This is a genomic window from Weizmannia sp. FSL K6-0777 (assembly GCF_038593185.1).
In the GTDB taxonomy this organism is placed as follows: Bacteria; Bacillota; Bacilli; order Bacillales; family Bacillaceae_C; genus Weizmannia; species Weizmannia faecalis.
This window is the reverse complement of sequence record NZ_CP151971.1, coordinates 737,832-763,869: the sequence shown is the minus strand read 5'-3', so window position 1 is coordinate 763,869 and position 26,038 is coordinate 737,832. Positions and strand designations below refer to the sequence as shown.

At 45.9% G+C, this 26,038-nt stretch carries 17 protein-coding genes, 1 tRNA gene and 2 pseudogenes; 8 read left to right on the top strand and 12 right to left on the bottom strand.

What is annotated here, in order from left to right:
- Positions 1 to 221: 221 nt before the first annotated feature.
- Positions 222 to 1,283, bottom strand: a complete 1,062-nt coding sequence (locus NST70_RS03455; RefSeq protein ID WP_035182323.1) for an NAD(P)-dependent alcohol dehydrogenase — start codon at positions 1,281 to 1,283, stop codon at positions 222 to 224.
- 224 nt (positions 1,284 to 1,507) lie between these two features.
- Here NST70_RS03455 and NST70_RS03450 point away from each other — a divergent pair.
- From NST70_RS03450 to NST70_RS03440, 3 genes and pseudogenes are all read left to right on the top strand, one after another.
- Positions 1,508 to 4,028 (top strand): annotated as a pseudogene (locus NST70_RS03450) (tetratricopeptide repeat protein).
- Between the two features lie 319 nt (positions 4,029 to 4,347).
- Entirely contained in the window at positions 4,348 to 5,499 is a 1,152-nt protein-coding gene (gene yfkAB / locus NST70_RS03445; RefSeq protein ID WP_014095971.1) for a radical SAM/CxCxxxxC motif protein YfkAB, read from the top strand.
- A gap of 150 nt (positions 5,500 to 5,649) precedes the next feature.
- A complete protein-coding gene (locus NST70_RS03440; protein WP_035189883.1) occupies positions 5,650 to 6,246 on the top strand; it encodes a hypothetical protein in 597 nt (198 codons plus the stop codon).
- A 328-nt stretch (positions 6,247 to 6,574) separates the two neighbouring features.
- Here the strand turns inward: NST70_RS03440 and NST70_RS03435 are convergent, their stop codons facing one another.
- Positions 6,575 to 6,781, bottom strand: coding sequence for a hypothetical protein (locus NST70_RS03435; protein ID WP_014095973.1), 207 nt, complete (start codon positions 6,779 to 6,781; stop codon positions 6,575 to 6,577).
- A gap of 201 nt (positions 6,782 to 6,982) precedes the next feature.
- Between NST70_RS03435 and NST70_RS03430 the strand changes: the two genes are divergently transcribed.
- Positions 6,983 to 7,408, top strand: a complete 426-nt coding sequence (locus NST70_RS03430) for a universal stress protein (protein WP_014095974.1) — start codon at positions 6,983 to 6,985, stop codon at positions 7,406 to 7,408.
- A gap of 864 nt (positions 7,409 to 8,272) precedes the next feature.
- On the opposite strand, the gene NST70_RS03425 is transcribed toward NST70_RS03430, so the two are convergent.
- The gene (locus NST70_RS03425; RefSeq protein WP_342475746.1) at positions 8,273 to 9,601 is read right to left on the bottom strand and encodes a polysaccharide biosynthesis protein; all 1,329 of its coding nucleotides are present in this window, start codon (positions 9,599 to 9,601) and stop codon (positions 8,273 to 8,275) included.
- A gap of 106 nt (positions 9,602 to 9,707) precedes the next feature.
- Here NST70_RS03425 and NST70_RS03420 point away from each other — a divergent pair, with 106 nt between their 5' ends.
- Positions 9,708 to 10,535, top strand: coding sequence for an AAC(3) family N-acetyltransferase (locus NST70_RS03420; protein ID WP_014095976.1), 828 nt, complete (start codon positions 9,708 to 9,710; stop codon positions 10,533 to 10,535).
- Positions 10,536 to 10,697: 162 nt separating this feature from the next.
- Here NST70_RS03420 and NST70_RS03415 read toward each other — a convergent pair.
- The 4 genes and pseudogenes from NST70_RS03415 to NST70_RS03400 form a co-directional block, all read right to left on the bottom strand.
- Positions 10,698 to 11,599, bottom strand: a pseudogene (locus NST70_RS03415) (SDR family oxidoreductase).
- Positions 11,600 to 11,686: 87 nt separating this feature from the next.
- Positions 11,687 to 13,345, bottom strand: a complete 1,659-nt coding sequence (locus NST70_RS03410; protein ID WP_342475745.1) for an acyl-CoA dehydrogenase family protein — start codon at positions 13,343 to 13,345, stop codon at positions 11,687 to 11,689.
- Positions 13,329 to 14,852 carry a long-chain-fatty-acid--CoA ligase gene (locus NST70_RS03405; protein WP_342475744.1) on the bottom strand — a complete coding sequence of 508 codons (1,524 nt, stop codon included), beginning with the start codon at positions 14,850 to 14,852 and terminating at the stop codon, positions 13,329 to 13,331. The genes NST70_RS03410 and NST70_RS03405 overlap by 17 nt, the downstream gene beginning before the upstream one ends.
- Positions 14,849 to 15,235, bottom strand: a complete 387-nt coding sequence (locus NST70_RS03400) for a MerR family DNA-binding transcriptional regulator (RefSeq protein ID WP_014095980.1) — start codon at positions 15,233 to 15,235, stop codon at positions 14,849 to 14,851. The genes NST70_RS03405 and NST70_RS03400 overlap by 4 nt, the downstream gene beginning before the upstream one ends.
- A gap of 1,068 nt (positions 15,236 to 16,303) precedes the next feature.
- On the opposite strand from NST70_RS03400, the gene NST70_RS03395 reads away from it, so the two are divergent.
- Complete coding sequence (locus tag NST70_RS03395; protein WP_014095981.1) at positions 16,304 to 16,885, top strand: biotin transporter BioY; 582 nt, start codon at positions 16,304 to 16,306, stop codon at positions 16,883 to 16,885.
- Positions 16,886 to 17,246: 361 nt separating this feature from the next.
- Here NST70_RS03395 and map read toward each other — a convergent pair whose 3' ends face one another.
- On the bottom strand, positions 17,247 to 17,990 hold the full coding sequence (map, locus tag NST70_RS03390; protein ID WP_014095983.1) for a type I methionyl aminopeptidase: 744 nt from the start codon (positions 17,988 to 17,990) through the stop codon (positions 17,247 to 17,249).
- 245 nt (positions 17,991 to 18,235) lie between these two features.
- Here map and NST70_RS03385 point away from each other — a divergent pair, with 245 nt between their 5' ends.
- Entirely contained in the window at positions 18,236 to 18,679 is a 444-nt protein-coding gene (locus tag NST70_RS03385; protein ID WP_014095984.1) for a C40 family peptidase, read from the top strand.
- Between the two features lie 213 nt (positions 18,680 to 18,892).
- Positions 18,893 to 19,408 (top strand): hypothetical protein, encoded by a 516-nt coding sequence (locus tag NST70_RS03380; RefSeq protein WP_014095985.1) that lies wholly within the window; start codon positions 18,893 to 18,895, stop codon positions 19,406 to 19,408.
- 432 nt (positions 19,409 to 19,840) lie between these two features.
- Here the strand turns inward: NST70_RS03380 and NST70_RS03375 are convergent, their stop codons facing one another.
- From NST70_RS03375 to NST70_RS03360, 4 genes are all read right to left on the bottom strand, one after another.
- On the bottom strand, positions 19,841 to 20,971 hold the full coding sequence (locus NST70_RS03375) for a DEAD/DEAH box helicase (RefSeq protein ID WP_014095986.1): 1,131 nt from the start codon (positions 20,969 to 20,971) through the stop codon (positions 19,841 to 19,843).
- Positions 20,972 to 21,619: 648 nt separating this feature from the next.
- Positions 21,620 to 24,232, bottom strand: coding sequence for a bifunctional acetaldehyde-CoA/alcohol dehydrogenase (adhE, locus tag NST70_RS03370; RefSeq protein WP_328230212.1), 2,613 nt, complete (start codon positions 24,230 to 24,232; stop codon positions 21,620 to 21,622).
- 413 nt (positions 24,233 to 24,645) lie between these two features.
- Positions 24,646 to 25,587: a magnesium transporter CorA family protein gene (locus NST70_RS03365; protein ID WP_061565700.1), complete on the bottom strand. Its 942-nt coding sequence runs from the start codon at positions 25,585 to 25,587 to the stop codon at positions 24,646 to 24,648.
- 337 nt (positions 25,588 to 25,924) lie between these two features.
- Positions 25,925 to 25,997: transfer RNA gene (locus NST70_RS03360), tRNA-Lys, on the bottom strand.
- Between the last annotated feature and the right edge of the window lie 41 nt (positions 25,998 to 26,038).

Genomic DNA, 26,038 nt, shown 5'->3' with positions numbered 1-26,038 from the left:
GGGTGGCTTGAAATTCATCGGCCAGCCCGCATCATCCTCCCCATTCTATGATTCGTGTGACATCCTACAGGCCATCATGATTTCGATCCTATTTTTCCGGTGAAACCCATCCGGCCCGCGCATGTAGATTGCAACCATTTTCTATAAAATGAACGAATGATACTACCCTTTTCCTAAATAGGGATGCCTCGCTCTTGTTATAAATGAACGGCTCAGTATTTTCAGTTGTTCGGATAAACCATGACTTTCAGGCATTCGTTCTTGAAATTCAGTGCGCGTTCCATCGCCTGATAAGTATCTTCCAAGGCATATTGATCCGTCACCAGTTTTTTCACATCCGCGATGCCGGAAGCCAAAAATTTTATGCCTTTTGGATACGTATTCGCATAACGGAAAACACCGTAAATATCAATTTCATTATCCGCGATAAATGGGACGTTCAACGGAATTTCATTTTGAGCCGGTAAACCGACAATGGCCAGCTTCCCGCCGCGGCGTACAGATGCAAGCGCTGATTGGAGCGCTGCTGGATTACCTGCTGTTTCCCAAGCAACATCAACCCCCTTGCCATTGGTGATGTCTTGAATTGCTTCATAAGGATCTTGTTCGCGAATATTGATCGCATAGGTAGCGCCCATTTCTTTTGCCGCTTCAAGCCGCAATGGTTCCAAGTCCGTTACAATAATGTTCGACGCTCCGAAGGCCCTCGCTGCCACAACAGCCATTAAACCGACCGGACCCATTCCCATAATCGCTACGGTCGATCCCGGTTGCAGTTTTGTTCTTGTGGCTGCGTGAATGCCAACGGAAAAAGGTTCAACAAGAGAAGCCTCTTCATAAGAAAGCGCATCCGGAATGGCGAACACAAAGTCTTCTCGCATTTTAATATATTGGCAAAAGGCACCATCTACAGGAGGGGTTGCCAAAAATTGGACATGTGGGCAAAGATTGTAACGCCCTTCTTTACATGCTTCACAATGCCCGCAAGTGACACCTGGCTCAACAGCGACTCTGTCCCCTACTTTAAAATGGCGGACTTTTGAACCAACTGCTGCAATTTCCCCTGCACATTCATGCCCGAGAATAAACGGCTTGTCCACTACATATTTTCCAATTCTGCCCGTTTCGTAATAATGTAAATCCGAACCGCAAATGCCGACCGCCATGACTTTAATTAAAACTTCATTTTCTTCAATTTGCGGAACAGGCAATGTCTCAATCGAAATATTTCGTGTCCCGTGCATCACTGCTGCTTTCATTGTTTCAGGTATATGGTTTGTCATCTTCAAAGTCCCTCTCTTTGAAAAACTGGATTTCCGGAATATACCGTGATGAAAGTGCATTCATTTTGGCATATTCTGTTTTCACTATTTTTATCATACAAAACGGATGAAAGGGGAACCAGCTATTGTTGCTGTATAAAAGGACAGCCGCACTGTATGTTTTATGCTTAAATTTTAGACTTCGGTTATTATATTGATAAAATATAGGAAAGGAGGTGAGGTCCTTGGCCGAACTTGAAAACCAAAAAAAGTTTTCCAGTCTGCTATCTTCCGGTGTTAAAGCTTTAAAACAGCACCCGGATTACAAGACAAATAGAGAAGCCGGCAACAAAACCGGGCAATCTTACATGGAAAAAATCGCATACAAACTAGGTGTATCCCCTAACACCGTTAAAAGCTGGATCGGCCAAATGGGATCGAAGTATATCCCGGGCCGGATCGAGGATGCCAAACTGTTCGGCGTCATCTGGCTCATTCTTGAAAAAGGATGCATGAATGTAACGTGGTTCGTGGAATTGCTGAAAACCACTTCCATCCCTGTCATCGAACCGGCCTTGCCGGCATGGGTGGCGTCCTGCCTTAAAAAAGCAAAAACGATGAACGATAACGGGACAATCGGTACACCCCCGCCCGAGGAAATCAATATGACCATCACCCGTCTGTTTGGAAACACTGCAATGCTTCAAAACGAAGAGAAAAACATATTTTCCGCGCACAACCTGCCCGCACGCTGGTCAGGGCGCTTTATCGGGAGAAAACCAGATTTACAAGCCATCTATCACTGGCTTCTTTCCCCTTCGCCTGTTTGTTCCATTACAGGGTGGCCTGGCGTGGGAAAGACGACACTCGCCCTTGAAGCCGCTTATGCTTGTGCAGGGGAACCGGGTGAAGAAGCGGCAAATGTCTCTGATAAGTGGCCCGCGTTTCACTGCATCATTTGGTTCAGCACCCATTTAACAGGGTTAAGTTTCAATGATTTTTTAAATACAATCGCTTACCAGCTTGGACTGACAGAACAAATCGATAAACCCGTCATGGAAAAACGTTTTGCAGTGCGGCATGCTTTACAGCTTTTTTTCCAGGGAACAGCCGATACTGCTTATTGTGGATAGTATGGACGCCGCTGAAAAAGAGGTGCTTGAATTCATTATCAACCTCCCTCAAGGCGTAAAAGCAATGCTGACTTCCCGTGAAAACTACAATCAAGATTATAAAGACGCTTTTCAAAATTTCACAATTGTCAAGTTAAAGGGATTAAACGAAAAAGAGGCACTTTCATATTTGTCATTTGTCATCCGCGAACATTTGCAAACCGGCAGTGCACCTAACCAGGAAGAGTTGCGGCATCTGACACCGGAGATGCAGGCAAAGCTGATCGAAGCGGCCGCCGGGAATCCAAAAGCGCTGTCCCTCTGTATTGCCTATATCAGCGACGGCGGCATTCCGGCAGAACAACTCATTCAGGAAATCGAAAGCGCCGGGTATTCATTACTGGAGTTATTTGAATTTCTTTTCGGGAGAACATGGAAGCGCATCGATGAAGCAGCCCGCCGTTTATGGCAGGTGCTCTGTTTTTTTGAAAAGCCGCCCGTTGAAGCTGCCTGGGCCGCAGCGGCAGGATTAGATGCCAGGGGCTTTTATGCAGCAGTTGAACAAATGCGGAATTATGCGCTGATCCATCCTGACCGGACAGACGGAAAATTGCGCTACCCCGCGCATCAAACCGTGATTGCTTACGGTGAACAGCACTTGTCGGAAAACCGGCAGCTGGAAAAAGAGGCGCGAAAACGATGGGCTCGCTATTATATCCATTTTTTGGATACCCATTTAAAACGGGAACAGCCCAATATATTCTATTGGCGCTATCTGCTTGGCCGGGATCTCGATGATCTGAAGCAGGAATGGACAAACATTCGCAAGGTAATGGAATGGTCCTGCCAATCAGACGAAAAGGAAATATTGATTGAATTCGTAGTCCGTACCAGCCATTTTTTAAGCCGGGTCAATCTGCCTTTACGGGTCGAATACGGGCGAAAAGCAGCTGATTTTGCTGCTGCACTGCATAAAACGATGCTCGAAGCTTACTTTCGGATTGATACGGTTGGATGGGCGCTGATGGAAATGAATGAGCTGAAAGAGGCGCTCATACAAATTGACGCCGGGCTAAAGCGGCTATCCGGCCTGGATGCTGGCAATGAGGATACCCGCGACTTGATGGTCTGGGGGCATGCCTTAAAATCAAGGGTGCTTCTTAAATCGGGCGACCCTGATCAGGCAGAGGCCATTCTCGGCAAAGTCATTCCGGTCCCCTCCACCCCGATGATCAGGCACCGCGTTTTATTGGTCCAGGGCGATTTATATTTGGAACGGAAAAAATACAAAGAGGCCATCCGAGCATACGAATCCGCAAACCAAATCAGCCATGCTTACGGCGGGGAAAAGACGATTGAAGCCTATTTTAATCTCGGCATCGCATACGTGGAAAATCAGCAGTTTGAAAAAGCGGCGGCGGCATTTGAAAAGATGCTTTATCAAAAAAACAAGGCCAACCCGATTGAGTTAATGTACTATCACTACGGCATGGCCAGATTATTTGCCAAAAAAGGCGATTTGGCATACGCCCTTTATTCCAGTCAGGAAGCCCTTCATCTCGCTGCGTCATGGGAACAAAACATCAGCATCCGCGATGAAACAGAAAAATTCAATCAGTTTATAAAGAAAAAAATCCAATATCAAAACGGATGAATGGCGTCGATCTAGGTGCCCGTGCCATAACGAGCCTTGCATCAGAGAAAAATGACAAACAGCCGGCGCAACTTTTCAAGACAGCCGTCACTGCTGCAACGAAGGCAGCATCAACAAATGAATTTCCTGCCGTGCTTTTTTTACGAAAAACACCCGGAGCCCAGGAAATGGAATCTGCGAAAAAAGAAACAGGCTGCATGTTATAATGAACCATGGCATATATAGGAAAAAAGCAGAAAAAGGAGGGGCCTGCCGTTTGGAGGTGGAATCATGCGCAAAGCAGGCGCCCGGATTGACTTTTTGAAAAAGGAGCACAAACATGTTAAAAGAAGAAACACAACGAAGCATTACGCCTGAATACGATCCGTGGGAAGCATACATGGACATCACGACGCACGGCAAACTGACTTTGTCGAATATTGAATTCACAACGACCACTTTATGCAATATGCGCTGCGAACATTGTGCGGTCGGTTACACTCTGCAGCCAAAAGATCCGGATGCGCTGCCGCTTGATCTGCTGCTCAGGCGGCTGGATGAAATCAGCACACTGCGCTGCATCAGCATTACCGGCGGCGAGCCGATGCTGTCAACCAAATCTGTTGAAAATTACGTTCTGCCGCTGTTACAATATGCGCATGAAAGAGGGATTCGCACCCAAATCAATTCCAACTTAACAATGAAACTCGAAAAATATGTGCAAATTGCGCCTTATCTCGATGTGCTGCACATTTCCCACAACTGGGGAACTGTCCGTGATTATATTGACGGCGGGTTTGCCAACATGCGGATCAAGCCAAGCGATCAGCACGGTGAAAAATTGTTCAGGCGTATCGTGGAAAACAGCCGCGCCTTGTCGGAGATGGGCGTGATGGTTTCTGCGGAAACGATGTTAAACAAGCGCACATTGCCTTATATGGAACAAATCCATCATCAAATTGTCGAAGAAATGAAATGTGCAAGGCACGAAATTCACCCAATGTACCCAAGTGATTTTGCTGCTGATCTTGAAGTGCTCAGCTTGGATGAAATTCGAGAAGCCATCCACCATTTGCTCGATATCCGTGATGAAAGCGTGTGGATGCTGTTTGGCACGCTGCCATTTTATCCGTGCAGCCCTAATCCAGAAGACCAGGCCTTATTGAAAAGATTGTACGAAAGCAAAAATGTGACCCTCCGCAATGATCCGGACGGCCGCTCCCGCCTGAATGTCAATATTTTTACGGGTGATGTGATTGTCACGGATTTTGGCGATACACCACCGCTTGGCAATATCCAGCATGACAGGCTGCCCGACGTCTTTGAAAAATGGCTCGAAACACCCATTGCAAAATCGCTGAATTGCCATTGCCCGCAAGTCAAATGTCTCGGACCGAACATTTTAGTCAAAAATGCTTACTATAAAAATATTGATTTTACCCAACGAAAAGCAGTCATCGACATGCAGGGCGCCTCTTCCAGGATGGGCTAAAAATGGCAGAAGCATGGGGTGCGCCTGCCCCATGCTTTCTCGTAATCTCAACTACTTTTATCCTGATTATTTTCATTCTAATGCGTTACAATACGCAACAAAGATGATTGGATGTAGCATAAAATGACTTTTGATCAGGAGGGAATAAAATTGGGTTGGTTTATCGGGATTATCATTATTATCTTGCTCGTGTATTTTTTAATCATCCGTCCTTTGATCGAGCGGAACCGCCCGCAAATCATTGAACCGCGAAGAAGCATTTACAATGGGGATGCCTATGACCCGCACCCGGAGCAAACCGGATGGAACGATGGGGGTAATGCCGGAATCGGCCGGTTTGGCATGTTTGCCGGCGGGATGGCAACAGGTGCATTGCTGACGTATTTACTGGAACAGGGCAGAATCGGTTTAGACCAGTTCGAGCATTTTCAAAATCTTGATGGCAACGATCTGTTGCAAGAACTGGAAGAGCAAAATATTTTACAACAGGATGAGATTGACCATCTCCAGGATACTTTAAGCAACTTTGAAGACAACGGCCATGACGGTCATGACGACGGAAATCATGGAGACCACGACCAGCAAGATACCGGTTTTGATTTGGCTCATTTCAGTTCCCATGAGGATCATGACGCACATGACAACGACCAGCAAGACGCCGGATTCGATCTGGCTGATTTCAGTTCCAATGATGACAATGACTTTGGCGGATGGGATAGCGGATCGGATGACAATAACTGGCTGTAAGCATATAAACAGAACAGGTGCCGCAACCAAAAGCAGATGCAAGTTATGACTTGGTGGAGGCTGGCTTTAAAAAAATTTACGGAACAGGTGCTGCAACTGCCTGTTCCGTTTCCTTATGACGGGTTTCCAGCAGGCTAACCTGCATTGGCATTTGCCAAAGGTTTTGCAAGGGCTAGAACCTACCGCTCCGGGCAAGACAGATCCATCGCTGTTCCATTGTTTTAAGCGACAGTACCCACTCGAATCTTGGCGAAAAACATACTAGAAGCACCCGGGGATTCGGATTCCGTTTTTATCGGCCATCCCGCGGGTGCTTTGCTTACAAGGTTTACGGTTTGTACTTTTTTTCGCTTGAAGAAGTCGTTTTTTTGTCATGATCCGTTTTTTCTTCAAGCTTTTCTTCTCGCAAGTCTTCCATTGGGATCGGGTCAACTGTTTGTTCACTCATAAATTTATCATGCATGTCTTCGTTTTCTGTTGCAAATTGTTCGGGGTTGTCCATTTTCCGTTGCGATTTCTTTTTGTTTTCGTTCATTTCATATCACCTCGTATGGTTCAATACCCTTTATTTTTCCGAAAAAAAACAGAAAATATCCGACGAACACGCAAAAAATAAACCGTGCCTGTCCACCCCAAGGGGCAGAGATTTTGTGTTTTTCTCGTATTCTCTGTTAATTGTTGCAATTTTTTATGATATGATAAGGTTGATGAGAAGAAAGCCGATGGAGATGATTTTATGTTTAATCGTATTCTTGTGGCAATAGACGGTTCAAAAATGAGTGAAAAAGCACTGAAATCCGCACTGAATTTTGCAAAAGAAAGGTTTACAAAAATCGGTGTCATCCATGTGGAGAAAAATCCGGTTATTCCGGAGGGGATGCCAAATGCGTCAATAGATACCCTTTATTCTGAACAGCAGAGGGACGGGGACGATTTGCTAGACCAAGCCGCCGCTCTTGCTGAAGAGGAAGAAATTGAGATAGAGAAGTTTTATGAAACGGGCGATCCCGCTGCCCAGATTGTCAGAAAGGCGGAAGAAGGAAACTATCAGCTTATCATTATGGGAAGCAGAGGACTCGGAAACCTGAAGGGGCTCATGCTTGGCAGCGTCAGCCAGAAAGTCACCCAGCTCGCCAAATGTCCGGTACTGATTATAAAATAGTCCTGTTTCAAAAGCCTGTCCAGAAATACCGGACAGGCTTTTTTAAATTTTACCGGCCAAGTGCCTCTTTACATACAGGCCCTTTACGTAAACTTATCCCCAAAAATCCTTGTTTTCCTTTATTTAGACGGTGCCTACGTGAACTTTTGGTTGGATTTTCGCATTGTTCCTTAACGTAGAACTGCTCTATGTGAACTTATGGCCGGATTTTTGCATTGTTCCTTAACGTAGAACCACTCTATGTGAACTTTTGACCGGATTTTTCGTCCGTTCCTTAACGTAGAACCGCTCTATGTGAACTTTTGACCGGATTTTTTGTCTGTTCCTTAACGTAGAACCGCTCTATGTGAACTTCTGACCAGATTTTTCGTCCGTTCCTTAACGTAGAACCATTCTATGTGAACTTTTGACCGATTTTTTCGTCTGTTCCTTAACGTAGAACCGTTCTATGTGAACTTTTGACCAATTTTTTCGTCTGTTCCTTAACGTAGAACCACTTTACGTGAACTTTTGACCGGATTTTTTGTCTGTTCCTTAACGTAGAACCATTCTATGTGAACTTTTGACCAATTTTTTCGTCTGTTCCTTAACGTAGAACCACTTTACGTGAACTTTTGACCGGATTTTTTGTCTGTTCCTTAACGTAGAACCATTCTATGTGAACTTTTGACCAATTTTTTCGTCTGTTCCTTAACGTAGAACCGTTCTATGTGAAATTACTATCAAAAATTTCGATTCTTTCTCGTTCCCCCCTTATAAAACGATCAAGCTGGGTTATGTTGCACAAACTTTCAAGAATTACCGCGGACCCTCACAAACCCGGACAAACATCCAAAAAGCCTGCCGGAACCCGTATATCTACCGTTAAAAAGTATGTTTCATTGATTTGCGGAGAATCAGGGAGATTTCAATTTTTTTACAAATCGTTAAATAGTGCATCATCATGATAAGCAATGTTCCCGTATTCATAGCGATGATGACGCCGGCCATTTGGTACTGGGGATTTGAGCCAAGATAATAAATGAGGCAGTACGTAACCATTGTTGACCAAATAAAATGCGCGAGGGCATCCCTGACCAGGCCGAGGCCGATTAAAAACGCCTGCATCGGAATGACAAAATAGTGAAACAGAAAATACGGCCATAACAGACGGACATAAACGGCGGCGGCAGCCGAATGGGAAAACAAAGTTGTGAGCGGCACGGAAAACACCTGAATGACAATGACAGCCGGAAGCCCGTAAAGAAACGTCATCATCATCACCTGCTGAAGCAGTTTCTGCAGCTTTATGCCGTCTCTTTTGGCATAAGCTTCCGAAACAGTCGGAATTAATACGGTGGACAGGGAATGGGCAATAAAGGCCGGAAAAAATCCGATCGTAAAAGCGACGCCGGCCACCAGTCCGAAATGTTCGTTTGCCATCCCCTCCGTCATCCCGGATTTAAGCAATACCCATTTGATAAAAAATGGTTCAATCGCATTTGTGACGGCATGAAATACGCGCATGCCCGTTGTCGGCAAGGAAACGGAAAGAAGGCTTCTTCTGATTTCCTTTCCCCCCATTGGAGCCTGTTCTTTTTTCTTGAGCGTCCGCATTTGCAGCACAAACATATGAAAAAGATACAGCAGCACAATCAAGTCACTACCGACAAGTGTGCATATCGCGATAAAAATCGACATTTGCACGTCAAATTCCATCCAATGAAATAGCAAGACAAGCAGGATAAGCTGCATCATTTTTCTCAGGAAGTTGGCAGCAGCAATCTTCCCCATTTGCTGGACACCCATAAAATAACCTCTCGCAATTGAGGAAAAGGCGATCATCGGGATAAGCGCAATGATCAGCCAGCGAAGATACGGGTGGTAATGATGGAAAATTGGAAGCGCCGGCAGCAGCAATGCGACTGCCGCCATGAGCAACAGGACAAACAAAGATGCCAGCCGGATTGTAAACCGCAGCATATCACGATGATATTTTTCTTCCTTTTCCGCAACAAATTTTGAAATGGAGATGGGCAGTTCCATGCTGGCGATGGTGACAATTAAAAAAATGGCCGGCAAAATAGACATGTACAGCCCCATGCCGTGCGCCCCGAGTTCATTTGCAAGTACCATATTTGTTAAAAATTCAATGCACTCTCCGATGAAAGCAACGCCAATCAGCATAAATGCCCCTTTAAAAAACACTGCCATGTTCTTCCTCTTCTCCTTATCAAGAAAAACTTTTTCAATAATAAAGGATATGAGGCAAGCCTGGAGAATCATTACAAATAAATCAGCAGAGATGGGAGGCGCTCCTGTGACAGAAGAAAACGTGATTCGTCAAAAACAAATGCTCGTAACAAAAGAAAGATTAGTGACAGATTTTCGCAAGCTCGGGCTGAAAGAAGGTATGGTGGTTATCGTCCACTCGTCTTTAAGCGCGCTCGGCTGGGTTTGCGGGGGAGAGGTTGCCGTCATTCTGGCTTTAATGGAAGTGGTAACAGAGCGCGGCACCATTGTGATGCCGGCCCAAACAGCGAATAATACCGACCCCGCCTTTTGGGAAAACCCGCCCGTTCCAGAAGCTTGGTGGGAAGAAATCCGCCGCTCTATGCCTGCATTCGATCCCGCCGTCACGCCGACTTACGGCATGGGCCGGGTTGCCGAGCTTTTTCGGACGTTTCCGGGGGTTTTAAGAAGCCATCATCCAACTTGTTCGTTTACTGCTTGGGGACGGGAAGCAAAATCAATTTTGAGCGGACATTCGCTCGACTTCCCGTTCGGGGAAAAATCCCCGCTCGCCCAGATTTATGACCGAGATGGCTGTATTTTGCTGCTCGGTGTCGATTACCACGCCAATACATCCATGCATCTCGGCGAATCCAGGTCCAAGCATACAAAACGGTGTACGCAGAGCTGCGCGATGACAATAAACGGAAAAAGGGTCTGGCAATCATACGAAGATTATGAGGAAAACTCCGATTTATTCAATAAAATCGGCCGCGCCTTTGAACGCAGCCATCAAGTTAAAACCGGTTTTATCGGCGCTGCCCCGTCAAAACTTATCAAACAGCGGGCGCTCGTCGACTTTACCGCGCAATATTTGGATGAGTTATACACGGATACGGAAAAAGCGCACCGCTAGTTTTCTAATTTCCTTTTCGGGCGGATCCCAGCGTGCACAACAGACCGGCTTGCCGCTATTGATACGCCAGCATCAGGTTGCTATATCTTCATTCACCCGTTTCCTCGGCCGCTTGTGATTTCGCATGAGTGCAGTCGATTTGCACAGCACGCTCCCTTGCCATTAAGAATCCGTAATCGTCCCACCGTTTACATGCAGCACCTGCCCGGTCACATAGCTGGAATCACGGGATGCGAGATAAACATAAGTGGGAGCCAGTTCATACGGCTGGCCGGCCCGCTTCATTGGCACATCAAGGCCGAATTTGGCAACCTGTTCCGGATAGAAGCTTGACGGAATCAGCGGTGTCCAAATCGGCCCCGGTGCCACCGCATTGACCCGGATGCCCTTTCTCACCAGATTTTGCGACAAAGACCGGGTGAAAGCCACAATTGCCCCTTTTGTTGCAGAATAATCGATCAAATTTCGACTTCCTTCATACGCCGTGACAGAACTGGTAAAAATGATCGAGCTGCCGGCTTTCAAATACGGCAATGCGGCTTTGACCAAGTAGAAAAAGCTGTGAATATTGTTTTTAAAGGTAAAATCCCATTGTTCATTCGTAATATCTTGCAAATCCTTCTGCACAAACTGCATGGCATGATTGTTCACAAGCACATCCAGATGTCCGAATGTATCCACCGTTTGCTTTACAACGTTTTGGCAATGCTCCGGATCTTTTAGGTCCCCCGGAATCAGCAGGCAACGCTGCCCTAGCGCTTCGATCCTCCGCTTTGTCCGGCTCGCATCTTCTATTTCATAATTGGAAAAATACGGAATCACTACATCCGCGCCTTCTTTTGCAAACGCAATCGCGGTAGCTGCGCCGATCCCGCTGTCCCCGCCGGTTACAATCGCCACTTTATTTTCAAGCTTTCCAGATCCCTTATAGGACGGGTCTTCAATCTGCGGGCGCGCGGATGCATCAGTTTTTCAATCCCCGGCTGTTTTGGCTGGTGCTGGGGCGGAAAGGCATATTTTTGCGGATGAATGCGGTAACCCGGTTCCGTCCGGGAAAAATACATATCTGGCTTCTGCCAATACAAATGGACCACCTCTTTATCCAGGCTTTTTCCATTTAGTGTATTCGCCTAAAAGCCGATGGGTGACAATTAATTTCCTTCATTTGCCGGCACTTTTTCCATCACAATCTCTTCAAAATGTTTCACAAGCGCCAGTTCCGGGTCGATGGCAAGCGGGTCGTGCCAGGCCAGCCTGAGATAGGCTTCCGCAATCCACTTTTGCCGCTGTCCGGCCAGTGCGTCTTCGAGGGCTGTGACACTTTCATATATTTTGGCCATTTGCCTGGCCACTTTTTTACAATGGTACGTTTGCACGGATTCTTCTTTTGCCTCCATGACAAAACGGCAAGTTTCTTCGAGTTGTTCCAGCCCTGCCGATAGCCATGTACCGGCCTGCAGCTGGTTTATTTTCTCCCGCATCATGCCGATGAAAATGTCATGTACTTTAAATTTCCGCATCAGCCGCAGCACTTCAAGCCCGAGAATATTGGCGGTTCCTTCCCAGACAGTAAGCACCTGGGCATCACGCAAAAGCCTTGGCGTAACAAAGTCTTCGATATAGCCGTTTCCGCCGTGCATTTCGATCGCTTCATGGGCAAAATGGATGGCCTGCCCGGCTGTTTCCATTTTCAAAATGGCGATGAGAAGCCTTGCCATGATGTTTTCTTTTTCATCCGCCTTGCCGGCGGCCGTCCGGTCAAAAAGTGCGGCAAGTCGGAAAACAGCGCTTGTTTCCACTTCCTGTTTGGCTGCCATTTTGACAAGGGTTTCTTTTACCATCGGAAAATCTGTGAGGCGGCTGCCAAACGCCGTCCGTCTCAGTGCATAGGCCCGCGCTTCCCGGTATGCCCGGCGCATGATGCCGATTGAAGCAACGGCATTGCAGACGCGAGAAAGGTTGAGTGCCTCCATCATATAGTAGAAGCCTTTTCGGGGGTCGCCAACCAGGTAAGCTTTCGCCCCGTCAAATACCACCTCGCCCGAAGGCACCGCGCGGACGCCGAGTTTATCTTTCAAACGCCGGATATAGATGCCGTTTTTCTCGCCGTTTTCTTTTTCCCAAGGCACTAAAAACAAGCTCAGCCCTTTTGTTCCGGACGGTGCCCCTTCACGCCTTGCAAGCACCATGGCCACCCCGCACATGCCCGCGTTAGAGGCAAAATATTTTTCGCCGTAAAGCCGGTAACAGCCGCCTTCCGCAACGGCTTTTGTTTCATTGGCGCCAACGTCTGACCCGCCTTGGCGTTCCGTTAAAAAAGTGGCCCCTTCATAGCGCTCCGCTTCACCTGTTGAAATCAGCTGCGGCAAATAGGCTTGTTTCAGTTCATGGCTGCCGTAATGGTCAAGCAAATAGGCGGCCGCTGCCGTCAATGTGACCGGGCAATAAAATCCGGGTTCTGATTGCGACAGCAAATACCCCTGTGCAAACACATACACATAATTACCTTTTTGGCCCAATTCCGGAATGGATTTATGGACATACCCGACAATGCCTTTGTTATACACTTGTTCATTCGTTTTTAAATAACCCTCATTTACCCACACACTCGATACATCTTCCCCGTAACGGTTATATTTGATCAGCTTGGGCTGGCCTTCCCGGTCAGTATGGGCCGCCCGTTCGTCAATTTCTCCGGCGCACATCTCCCCGAATTCGGCCAGTTCCTTTTCTGCCCAATCAAAAAACAGCGGATTCAAATATTGTTTCAAAAGCCGTGCCAGATTCGGGTCATCATGATAAAAGTTCATTGGCCATCCCCCTCAATACTTGTTTTTGGATTTTCCCTGTGGCGTTCCTCTGCAGTTCTTCTATTCTTTCATACAGCTTCGGAATTTTGTAGGATGCCAGTTTGTCTTTTAGAAAACGTTTGCATTCTTCTTCAATATTGTCCATCGGTTCTGCCAGCACGAGAAAAGCTTTGACCGTTCCCCCCCATTCCGGATGCGGGACACCAACCACAGAAACTTCCTTTATTTTCGGATGGGTGATCAATACGTCCTCGATTTCTTTCGGGTACACGTTTACACCACCCGAGATAACCATATCTTTTTTACGGTCCACTACCCAATGGTACCCTTCCTCATCCTTTCTCGCCATGTCGCCAGTCAAAAGCCAGCCATTTTGAAATACGCGGTTCGTTTCTTCTGGGTTCCGGAAATATCCTTTCATAACGCTCTCCCCATACAACGCAATTTCCCCTACTTCTCCTGGAGCTACGCCTTCGCCTTTTTCATTCACAAGCCGGATTTCCATGCCAAGTGCAGCGCGTTTCCCGATACTTCCAGCTTTTTCCGCGTGCTCTTCAGGCAGCAGCAATGTCCCGTTCGGCCCCGCTTCTGTCAGGCCATATACGCACACGAGCCGGTCCGACCGAAAAGCTTTTTGAATCAGGTCCACTTCCGTTTTAGAAAGCGGCGCACCGCCGTATACCCAATACTTCATGGCAGATAAGTCGTAATCCTGCAAATTCGGCAGTTTCGCCGTAAACAAATAGGCCACCGGAGCGCCGAAAAAATGCGTGATTCGTTCTTTTTCAACGGTTTCTACCAATGCTTCCGGTGTAAATACAGGCGAAAGCACATGTGTGGCGCCTGCAACCGTGCCTGCAACCAAAAAGAGATGAAGAGGCGCTGAATGGCTGAGCGGCATCATGTGCAGGATTCTGCTTTCCGGTTTCATTGACATTTCCACACACATCATCCAGGCGGCGGACAAAATATTGCGGTTGGTGAACAAAACACCTTTTGGCTTTCCAGTGGTGCCCGATGTGTAAAGAATAGAAGCATCATCGTCTTCTTTGAGCCGGCACCGGATCTCCGTTTCAGGCGAACGGTTAATCATTTCCCCGAAAATTTGCCAGCCTGCCGCACGTTCGCCTGTTTTTATTTTTGCGAGATGGGGAGGAAAAGTTGCCTCTTTGAATTCCCCGAAAAGCTGTTCATGGACAAATAACACGTTTGCTCCGCTATCGTCCAACATATACTCCAGTTCCGCGCGGCTTGATTTGGCATTGACCGGCACGGCAATGCCGCCAAGCCGCATCACGGCAAAATAAGCAATGATAAACGCATTTGTATTCGGCATCACGATGACTGCCCTGTCTCCCTGCTTAAAGTTACAATTTTGGAGGGCATGCGCCAAACGGTTTACTCTGACATTTAATTCCTGATAATTCAGCCGTTCACGAGGCGAAACCAATGCTTCCTGCTGTGGGTACTTTCTTGCATTCCGCGCCAACAGTTCAGAAATATTCATCCCTGCTCCTCCTTTAAGCGTTTTAAACGAGTTTCAAATTCTGCCAGATATTTTTCCAGTTCGGATTGAAGTTCCTGGAGGTTTTGAATTTGCTGTGCAACTTCCCGGCGTTTTTGTTTGCCATACTCGATCGTTTTTTCGAGTTGTTTTATGCCGGAGCGGTCGCAATCGAACAGTTCGATCATTTCTTTAATCTCATCCAAAGAAAAATCCAGTTGTTTCCCGCGGAAAATGAGCTTTAACCTGGTGTAGTCCTTTTTCGAATAGCACCTCCTGCCATTTTGGCTTCTTTTTGGCTTGAACAGCCCAAGCTCTTCATAATAGCGGATGGTCCTCGTGGATACCCCGAATTCGGCTGCCAGTTCAGAAATTTTGCAGGTCATACACCCCTCTCCTTCCCATTTGCCTCTATCATACAATTTACGTTAACGTAAACTTCAAGATATAAAGCGTGAATTCCTTTTATCATTATGAAACAATTAGAGGGGAATACGATTATACAGGAATGAGCCATTTTGGGATTGCATGTCATGGATTTGGTTGATTATGCCAGCCTATATTTCCCTAAATGTATTGAAAAGTTGCCGAAGCGAATGCTAAGGAATAATTGGTTGGTTTTTGAAGGAAGTTTTTAAGGAAGTGACCAGAGGAAGTTCAAACACCGTTCAGAAAATGGAATTAAACAGCGCAAGAAGCAGCAACATACCCGTATTCTTCATAAGGAGTGGAAGTGGGAATTGTAAGAACACCTCTTCCATCCTAATCATTTTGTCGCCAGTCCCTCTACCTGCCCTGTTTTTAACTTAATGTAATATAAAAAACCATAGATAAGCAAAAAGGAGTAAATAAGCAATGATGTAGAAAAGAATATTCCCTAAGCTTGGTTTTTTATAAATATTATACAAGGACATAAAAAACAGGACGATGAATGCACCCCAGTACACTGGTGTACGCTGAATAAAAGTAACCAGTAAACCGACAACTAAATATATAACGGATGAAAAGCTTCTACGTGTTGAGGATTGACCCATTGATATCACCAAACTTTTTTAAGTTTTTAAAAATACTATTTAAAAAACTTCCCGGTACTGAACGAAGAATCGTTTTGAAAAAATTTCAAAAAATATACAGATCATCTTCTTAATAGACAAATTATTCCATATATAAATCCAATAGTCAAGACACAATTAAACCTTTTAGGGTGGATAAAAATCCGATTAGGATGACAAAGACCTTCGCCTTTAGTGAGAGAAGAAGACCTCCCCACTGATTTGATTCACTATATTATTGACAACACTCGGTGTTTTGGAACCATGTCACTCCCCTCTACGTTACAGTAAACTTCAAGACACAAAGCCCGAAATATGTAAACCAATTTTATTTTTAGGTTGACATATATGCCGCAGTTTTTTAATCTATTAATAGATAAAGGAAAAAAGGGGAGTGAAAAAATGGCAGCGAAAAAATTCCGTGCCATTGATCTTTGTTATGCGGGTATGTTTGCGGCGCTGATGGCCATTGGGGCAAATATTACATCCATTGCGCCGTTTCTTGTTATCGGCGGGGTGCCGATCACATTGCAAACTTTTTTTGCCGTGCTGGCAGGTTTAGTGCTCGGCAGCAGGCTTGGAGCGATCTCGATGGTCGCCTATATGCTGATCGGCTTACTGGGAGCACCGGTTTTTGCGCAGTTCAGCGGCGGGTTTCAAACCGTTTTAAGCCCAACATTCGGATTTATTCTTAGCTTTATCCCCGCAGCCTGGGCAACGGGCAAGATTGTGGAAAAACGCCAAAACTTGACAACGTACTTTATTGCGGCAATCATTGGCCTGATTTTAAACTATTTGATTGGGACCAACTGGATGTACGCCGCGTACAAAATATGGGCGCAGGCCCCACAAGCGTTCAGCTACAAAATTGCCTGGGTGTGGATGGCGGTGCCCCTGCCAAAAGACATCATTTTGTCCTTGGTTGCGGGCTGGCTGGCACACCGGATTAAAGCCGTTTCCCCGCTAATTGCGTTAAAACGGTAGAATGGCCCCGCTTATACTGCCCCGCCCGATATGGTGATTTTTCAGGCGGGACAGTATTTCGGAGCAGGGCATTTCCCCGTTTACTGCGTTAAAACGACGGGATCTTTCCAAATGCATACTTCAGACCCCCGCTTGACGATTAAATCCGATCCCGCTGCAGCCGCCTGAAACGGTGCATTCTTCGGGTGGGACAGTATTCCGGAGCAGGGCATTTCCCCGTTTACTGCGTTAAAACGACGGGATCTTTCCAAATGCATACTTCAGACCCCCGCTTGATGATTAAAACGAGGCGGGCTATTTATTCCACTGTAGCCGCCCGAAACGGTGATTCTCTAGGGAGGACAATGCTCCGGCGCACCGCTTATCGCGTTAGAACGATGGGGGTTCCTTTTGTTACAATGACGGTATGTTCCACTTGCGCTACAAAGCTTCCGTCCGGCGTTACATACGTCCAGCCGTCGCCCGATTCTACCACTTCATCAGCGCCGGTCGAGACAAACGGTTCAAACGCAATGACCATGCCGTCCTGTAACAAACCTGTATCGTCTGGGTCATAGTAATTTAAAATATACTCGGGATCCTCATGCAGGGCCTTCCCGACACCGTGGCCCGTCAAATTCAAGAGTACTTCAAAACCATTGTCGTACACTGCTTTTTCAACCGCCCGGCCGATTTGATTCTGCCGATTGCCGGCCCGGATTTTTTTCAGGCCGCTGTCAAACGCCAGCTGCGCACATTCGCACAGCGCAAATAATTCGGGATCTCCTTTTCCGACAACAAAAGAGATGCCTGTATCCGCATAATATCCATCCAGCGATCCGGATACATCCACATTCACAAGATCCCCTTCTTTTAACACGCGGTCTCCCGGAATGCCGTGCGCCACTTCTTCATTAACACTGATACAGGTGTAACCCGGGAAATCATACTCTCCTTTTGGCCCGGAGACCGCCCCGTTTTCTGCAAACCTCTTGCCTGCCCATTCATCCAGCTCTTTTGTTGTGATGCCGGGCCTGGCTTTTTCCTTCAGCTCATCGCGAATGCTGGCAACAAGCCTCCCGATTTTTTTCAGTCCTTCCAAATCCGCTTCTGACTTGACGATCATGTTGAACGTTCCTTTCTGCTTTAAAGTCATGACTCCATTATATAGAAATAACGTTAGATATCAAAATCCATGGTTCACCCGAACAAAAAAGGATGCCGTGCCCCGCATGCCGGACGCCGTCAAACTTTTCACACTTTTGTCGTATACGTAATGTTTTTGTAATATTATTTAATGTGAGCGTAACCAAAGAATCGACAAATATTGGTATAGTGGGATTACAAGATTCATAGACAGAGGTGGGAAATTTGAAGAAAGTAGCTCCAATACTGCTTGCATTCATGCTGGGAACCGGTTTTTTACTGCCTGCTAAACAAGCGGCTGCTGCATCCTATTCCCCGTCAAAAGTCATCAGTACGGCAAAGAAATATATAGGGACCCCGTACAGGTGGGGCGGCACAAGCCCATCAGGTTTTGATTGTTCCGGCTTTGTAGGTTATACATTTAAAAAGAACGGAAAAAGCTTGCCGAGAACAGCAGCAAGCATTTACAAAAAAGGAAAAAAAGTCAGCAAGTCAAATTTAAAACCGGGCGATCTGGTTTTCTTCCATACTTATTCAAAAGGCGTTTCACATGTCGCCATTTATATCGGCCATAACCAAGTCATCCACTCCGTATCGCAGGGCGTAAAGATCGACAGCCTGAGCAATCCTTACTGGAAACCGCGGTACGTCGGGGCAAAAAGACTTTGAGATCAAAAAACTTCGGAAACTCCCGATGTTTTTTTTGCACTTTTTCCTACCTCTACCCCTTCCCCGGAAATCTAAACCGGGATACAAAAATATGAATTAAAATTTTTCCATAAATCTTATTTTTTCCTCCCCTATTTACCATAAGAAACAAAAAATGCTATGATCGTGCTGCAAGTCTATTAAAAATTTACAGATTTAGGAAGGGGTTACAGCATGAAAAAAATTTGGTTTGCAACTTTTAGCCTTGCCCTTGTGCTTGCACTTGGCGCATGTTCCGGAAATTCAGGGCAGTCCGGGGCAAAGAAACCGGCAAAAAGCAGCACAAAAACAGCTTTGATGAATTTTTATATGAATCTCACCAATCATATCAATGCCCAGGACAGGGATTTAAATACGTATGAACAGGCGATCGCGAAGACGGACGAAAAACCGCCGAAAACTGAGCTTGCCACCATGCAGAAGGAAGCGCAGTCATCCGCAGAAAATGTAGTGAAAGAAATTAAAAATACGAAAATCCCATCCAAAATAAGTAGCTATCAATCGGAGATCAAAACGGCTGTAAAAGATTTGCAACAGTCCTACCAAATGAAAGCGGATGAGTTGAAAAAAACGAACCCTTCGCTGGATGCTGCGAACAAAAAACTGGAACAAGCCAACGATGAACTCGGCAAAGTATTTAAAAAAGCCGGCTTGTCACCGGCCAGCCTCCCGGACGATGTTAATTCATAAGGAAGTTTCAAAATATAATCGGGCGATTGCCGACCCAAACGGCTTCCGCTGATGTCCATTCAGAGGGAAGTTTCGAAATACAATCGGGCGATGGCCAATGCCCATTCAAAGGGAAGTTTCAAAATACGACCGGGCGATTGCTGATACTCATTCAAATAAAAGTCTCAAAACACGACCAGGCGATGGCCGGTACCTATTCAAAAGGAAGTCTCAATACACAGCTGGACGATTGCCTATGCCCAATTAAAAGGAAGTCCAAAACAGAAGGCCTGCCGGAGAATCGATTTCCGGCAGGCCTTCTGCGGCATGAAAGACAACGAAACTTTGTATTTCATCTTTTTAAAGCAGAATAATCTTCCCGCTTTTGGAATCCGCCCAGGGAATGAAGCCATCCTCCGGACAAATTTTTCGCATTCAAAAAAACTGATTTGCCTATTCGGGATCTACCAGCTCACCGCGCTTTATGTCTTTTCGCCTCAATTCCACATGCTGCGCTTTTGCATATTTTTTCAACACCGTTTCTTCTTTCGGCGTGACAAGAGAGACAACTGTGCCGGGGTTTGAACCGAGCCGGCCTGTCCGTCCCGAACGGTGGACATATGCGGAACCATCTTCCGGCAAATCAAATTGAATCACATGCGTAATCGCCGGAATGTCCAGGCCGCGGGCAGCGACATCCGTTGCCAAAAGGAGCGGGACATCGCCGTTTTGGAACAACCGGATACTTTTTTCTCTTTCTTCCTTGCGCATATCGCCATGCAATTCGGCGATGGCCAGCCCTTTGAACCGGAGTTTTTCCACTGCAACCGAAACATCCCATTTATTATTAAAAAACACGAGTCCCCGGACCCCCATTCGGGCTATCTTTCGCAACTGCTCGATTTTGTCGCGCGGATCGCTGCTTACGATATAAATATGTTCAACCGGGCTCCGCGCCTCCTCTTTTGCAATGCGAATCAACAGGGGTTCTTTCATCTGTTCCATAGCCTTATGGGCTGCAGCATCAGGCAAAGTGGCTGAAAACAAAAGGAGCTGGCAGTCACGCATGGCGGATTTTACAATTTGTCCGACCGTGCGGCTGTATTCCTTTCCGAGCAGCTGGTCCCCTTCATCGAGCACCATCATTTTCACTTCATGCATTTTCAGTTTTTTCTGGTGGATCAATTCAAGGATGCGTCCAGGCGTCCCGATAACAAGGTGCGGGTGTTTTTTCAGTTTTTCAATTTGCCGTTTCACATTCGCGCCGCCGATCAGCGGGATGCTCCGGATTCCGCTTCCCTGTGACCATTTTCCGGCTTCCTCTTGGATTTGCATGACCAGTTCTTTAGAAGGCGCCAGAATGACAGCTTGAACCGTTTGTTTTCCGGGGTCCATCCGGTCGAGCACAGGCAGCAGGTAGGCGAGTGTTTTTCCCGATCCTGTCGGTGCTGCAGCAATCACATCCCGGCCGTCCAGCACAGCAGGAATCACTTTTTCCTGTACAGAAGCAGGATGTTCAAACGTTGAATTTTTCCATGCCTGTTGTAAAAAAGGCTGTAAATGATGAATGAATGTAGGTTCCATTGTTTTTTCCCTAACCTTCCTTTTCCAGTTCTTTTATCATACACTATCCCGTATGGAAAAGAAAAGTTATCTAACGTAGACCCGTTCTATGTTAAGGAAGATCGCTTAATATCGCCCCTATCTTAACGTAGAGGCGTTCTATGTTAAGGAAGACCGCCAAAAATCGTCCCTATCTTAACGTAGAGGTGTTCTATGTTAAGGAAGACCGAAAAAAAGTCATGCTTTCTTAACGTAGACCCGCTCTATATTAAGGAAGATCGAAAAAAATCGCCCCTTTCTTAACGTAGACCCATTCTACGTTAAGGAAGACAACCAAAAAGTCACGCTTTCTTAACTTAAAGGCGTTCTATGTTAAGGAAGATCGAAAAAAATCGTCCCTTTCTTAACGTAGAGCCATTCTACGTTAAGAAAGACCGCCAGAAATCATCCCTATCTTAACGTAGATCCTCGTTCCTTACCTTAAAAACCCGTCTAAGTGAAGTGATCGCCAAAATTCTGGCTATTTCCTTCACTTAGACGGGCTCTATGTTAACGGATCAACAATTTTTAAATTGCTTCTTTTTCATAGACACGGGCTACATGAGCGTTTTCGCCAAAACCTCTTCGGTTCCCTTCACGTAAAGTGCGCCTCTTCCAAAATGAAAGCCATTATTTTGCTTCAACGCCTTCAAAAGCTTTGCGTAAAATGTCTTCCAATTCGCTGACAAGCGGCAATTTAGGGTTTGCAGGTGTGCATTGGTCTTCAAATGCGCGGTCTGCAATAATGGCAACCCGTTTTTCAAAGTCCGCCCGGTTCACGCCGGCTGCTTTTAGGCTAAGCGGAATATTGAACAGTTTGCACATCCGGATGATTTCCTGGCAAAGGCTTTCGACACCTTCTTCTGTCGTGCTTGCCGGAAGACCAAGTACGCGCGCGATTTCCGCGTAGCGTTGATCCGCAATAAAATGTTCGTATTTCGGGAATGCCGCAAATTTTTTCGGCTTTTGCGCGTTATAGCGGATGACATGCGGCAACAGAATCGCGTTAGCCCGGCCGTGCGGAATATGGAATTCAGCGCCGATTTTATGGGCAAGTGAATGGTTGATGCCAAGGAATGCATTCGAGAACGCCATCCCTGCCAAAGTCGATGCATTGTGCATTTTTTCGCGTGCCAGTGCATCATTGCCATTTGCGTATGCTTTCGGCAAGTATTCGTGAACAAGCTGGATGGCCTTAATTGCCAGGCCGTCCGTATAGTCGTTGGCCATGTTGGATACATAGGCTTCAATCGCATGGGTCAAAACGTCCATCCCGGTATCGGCTGTTACGGATTTCGGAACGGTCATAACAAACTGCGGGTCAATGATCGCAACATCCGGTGTCAGTTCATAGTCTGCGAGCGGATATTTTGTGTTGTTCTTTTTATCCGAAATGACGGCGAAAGAAGTCACTTCAGAACCGGTGCCCGATGTGGTCGGAATGCAGACCAGCTGCGCTTTTTCACCCAGTTTCGGGAATTTGGCAACCCGTTTCCGGATATCCATAAATTTTTGCTTTAATTCGTTGAAATCGACATCCGGATGCTCATAGAACAGCCACATGCCCTTTGCAGCGTCCATCGCCGAACCGCCGCCAAGCGCGATAATGACATCCGGCTGGAAGCTTTCCATTGCTGCGGCGCCTTTCCGTACCGTTTCAATGGACGGATCCGGTTCGACTTCTGAGAAAATTTCACAGTGGACATAGTCCGGGCGTTTCCGCAAGTAGTACAGCACTTTCTCAACAAATCCGAGCCTGACCATATCCGGATCGGTGACAATAAAGGCACTCGAGATATCCGGCATTTTTTCCAAGTATTGGACCGAGTTCTTTTCAAAATACACACGTGGTGGAATTTTAAACCATTGCATATTGACTCTCCGTTTCGCCATTGTTTTTACATTGTAAAGATTGATGACACCGACGTTTGTGGACACCGAGTTGCCGCCGAACGTGCCGCAGCCGAGTGTCAAAGAAGGCATATAGGCATTGTAAATGTCGCCGATTGCCCCTTGCGAAGACGGGGAGTTGACAATGATCCGGCCGGCTTTCATTTTTAAGCCGTATTGTTCAATGACTTCATCGTTTGTCGAATGGATCACAGCCGAGTGGCCAAGCCCGCCGAATTCGAGCATGGCTTCTGCAAATTCGAAACCTTGTTTTGTGCTGTTGGCTTTGTAACAGGCCAAAACCGGGCTTAATTTTTCTCTGGAAAGCGGGTAGTCCGGGCCGACACCTGTAAGTTCAGCGATTAAAATTTTGGTATCTTCCGGAACGTCCACGCCTGCCATTTTCGCAATTTCATAGGCCGGTTTGCCGACAATGGCGCTGTTGACGGATTGCGTCTTTTCATTGATGACGGTTTTCTCAACCTTTTTCTTCTCCGCTTCATTCAGGAAGTAGCAGTGATTTGCAATCAATTCGTTTTTCACATTGTCATAAATTTCTTTGTCGATGATGACAGCCTGTTCCGACGCACAGATCATGCCGTTGTCAAACGTTTTGGACAAAATCAGGTCATTGACGGCGCGTTTGATATCAGCAGATTTTTCAATATAGCAAGGGACGTTTCCCGGCCCGACGCCAAGCGCAGGTTTCCCGCTCGAATAGGCGGACTTTACCATGCCGGAACCGCCCGTGGCAAGAATCAGTGAAATACCCGCATGGTTCATCAATTGCTGTGTCGCTTCAATGGCCGGTTTTTCGATCCATTGGATGCAGTTTTCCGGCGCGCCGGCTTTCACAGCAGCGTCAAGCATGACTTTTGCGGCATGGCTGCTGCATTTTTGCGCGGACGGATGGAATGCGAAAATAATTGGGTTGCGTGTTTTAATGGCAATTAATGCTTTAAACATCGTGGTTGATGTCGGGTTCGTTACAGGAGTGACCCCGGCAATCACGCCGACCGGTTCCGCAAATTTAACAATCCCTTCATTATTGTTTTCGTCAATGATGCCGACTGTTTTGTTATATTTAATGTTGTGATAGATGTATTCTGTTGCAAACAAGTTTTTTGTCATTTTATCTTCATATACGCCGCGCCCTGTTTCTTCCACGGCCATTTTGGCGAGCACCATATGCTGTTCCAACCCGGCAAGTGCCATTTGTTTTACGATATTGTCCACTTGTGCCTGATCCAGTTCCATAAATTCACGCAGTGCTTTTTGCCCTTTTGCGACGAGGGAATCGACCATTTCCGTGATTTGCGCAGATTTGCCAACAACTTTTTCATCGATTGCCATGTTCGTGGCCCCCATTCTAAATGTTTTTGTGAATAATTTCACATGATAGACTAAAAAATATAATTTGTGAAGTATTTCACATGATTTTCTGCCGTTTTACATTTGTTTCTTTTCTTTATGGCTTTATTATAGGCGATTTCACATGCTATGGCTGTGTCAGATTGGTGACAAATGAATAAATCATTTATAAACTTTTTTCTTTAAAATATTGCTTTCCAGCCATGATTCAATTAAAATAAGTTTTTTCCGCCTTTTTACATTGTAAGTGCTTACATTTTATATTTGAATATTTATGCAAAATTACGTATAGAAATTGCCGTAAAAAAACCGCTTCTCGCTTGTGAAACCTGCACATTCACAAGGCAGAAACGGAAAAGGAGATGAATTTTATGCAAATCCATCTCCCAGGTGTGTTAGAAATATCTTTTTTTCCAAAAAATAAGGGCTGTAACACTGGAAAGAACCAGAGAGGCCAAAAACGCCAGCCAAAACCCATGGGGGCTTGATTGCCATGGCAGGCCGTGAAGATTCATTCCGAAAAAGCTGGATACCATCGTTGGCAGGGAAAGGATAATCGTGACCGTCGTCAAAAATTTCATCACGCCGTTCACGTTATTGGAAATGACAGAAGCATAGGCATCCATCATGCCGCTTAAAATATTGCTGTGCACTTCACACATTTCGATTGCCTGTTTGACTTCAATCATGACGTCATCCAGTAAGTCCATGTCATCTTCATATACTTTTAGAAAATGCTGCCGTGTCATTTTTTCCATGACGATTTTATTGGCTTTTAATGAGGTAGTGAAATACACGAGCGTTTTTTCAAGGCTCAACAGTTCGAACAGTTCCTCGTTTCGCATCGATTCGTGCAATTCGCGTTCGATCAGGCTTGATCTGCGGTCGATATATTTTAAATAGTTTAAATAATAACTTGCAACTTCATATAGAATTTGAAGGGTAAATCTGGTTTTCATGTAGGTGTAAAACCCGCGCACCCGTCTGTGAATAAATTTTCCGATAATCGGATTGTCCTCTAGGCAGACCGTGATGAAATAAAAAGGCGTGACGATAATCCCGAGCGGAATCGTATCATACAGCGCGGAGTCCACATCGTCCTTTACCTTAACGGGAAGGCCGACAATGATTAAAATATCATCGTCTTCTTTTTCAATACGGGAGCGTTCATCGACATCCAGCGGGTCTTTAATAAAATCGGCCGGTATATTCGTTTGCTGGACAACCTGGTTGATTTCTTCCTCTGTCGGGTTCACCAGGTTCACCCAGCATCCTTTTGACAAAGTTTCTGTTTCCTTCAGTTTGCCGTTTTCGTCCGTTAAATACATATTTAACATGCAGGCCACCTCCTCTTCACTTTTGAGGAAGCTCAAGCATACTTTACTCTTCCAGAGACTGATAACCTGTAGGATTGGTCGAGGCCAGTATGAAGACTTCCTCTTGCTTATGTTTCATGCACGACCTCGGATGCGCGTCAGAATCCATCAGTTATCATCTCCTTTTTTCTTCGATTCATAAATAGCTGCGAAACCTGCAACCATTATATTATACCACAATATAGTATGCCTGAATATGTCCGCTTGTTATTTTTTAGCCGGATTATCCGCGAAAAAAACTTCTATAAAAATAAAAAAGCAATATAATGGCACAATTGTGCATCATATTGCTTCGTGATGGGACATGAGGGGCTCGAACCCACGACCCGCTGATTAAGAGTCAGCTGCTCTTCCAACTGAGCTAATGTCCCGCAGATGACAATCATTATATTATCACAAATCCGGGAAAGAT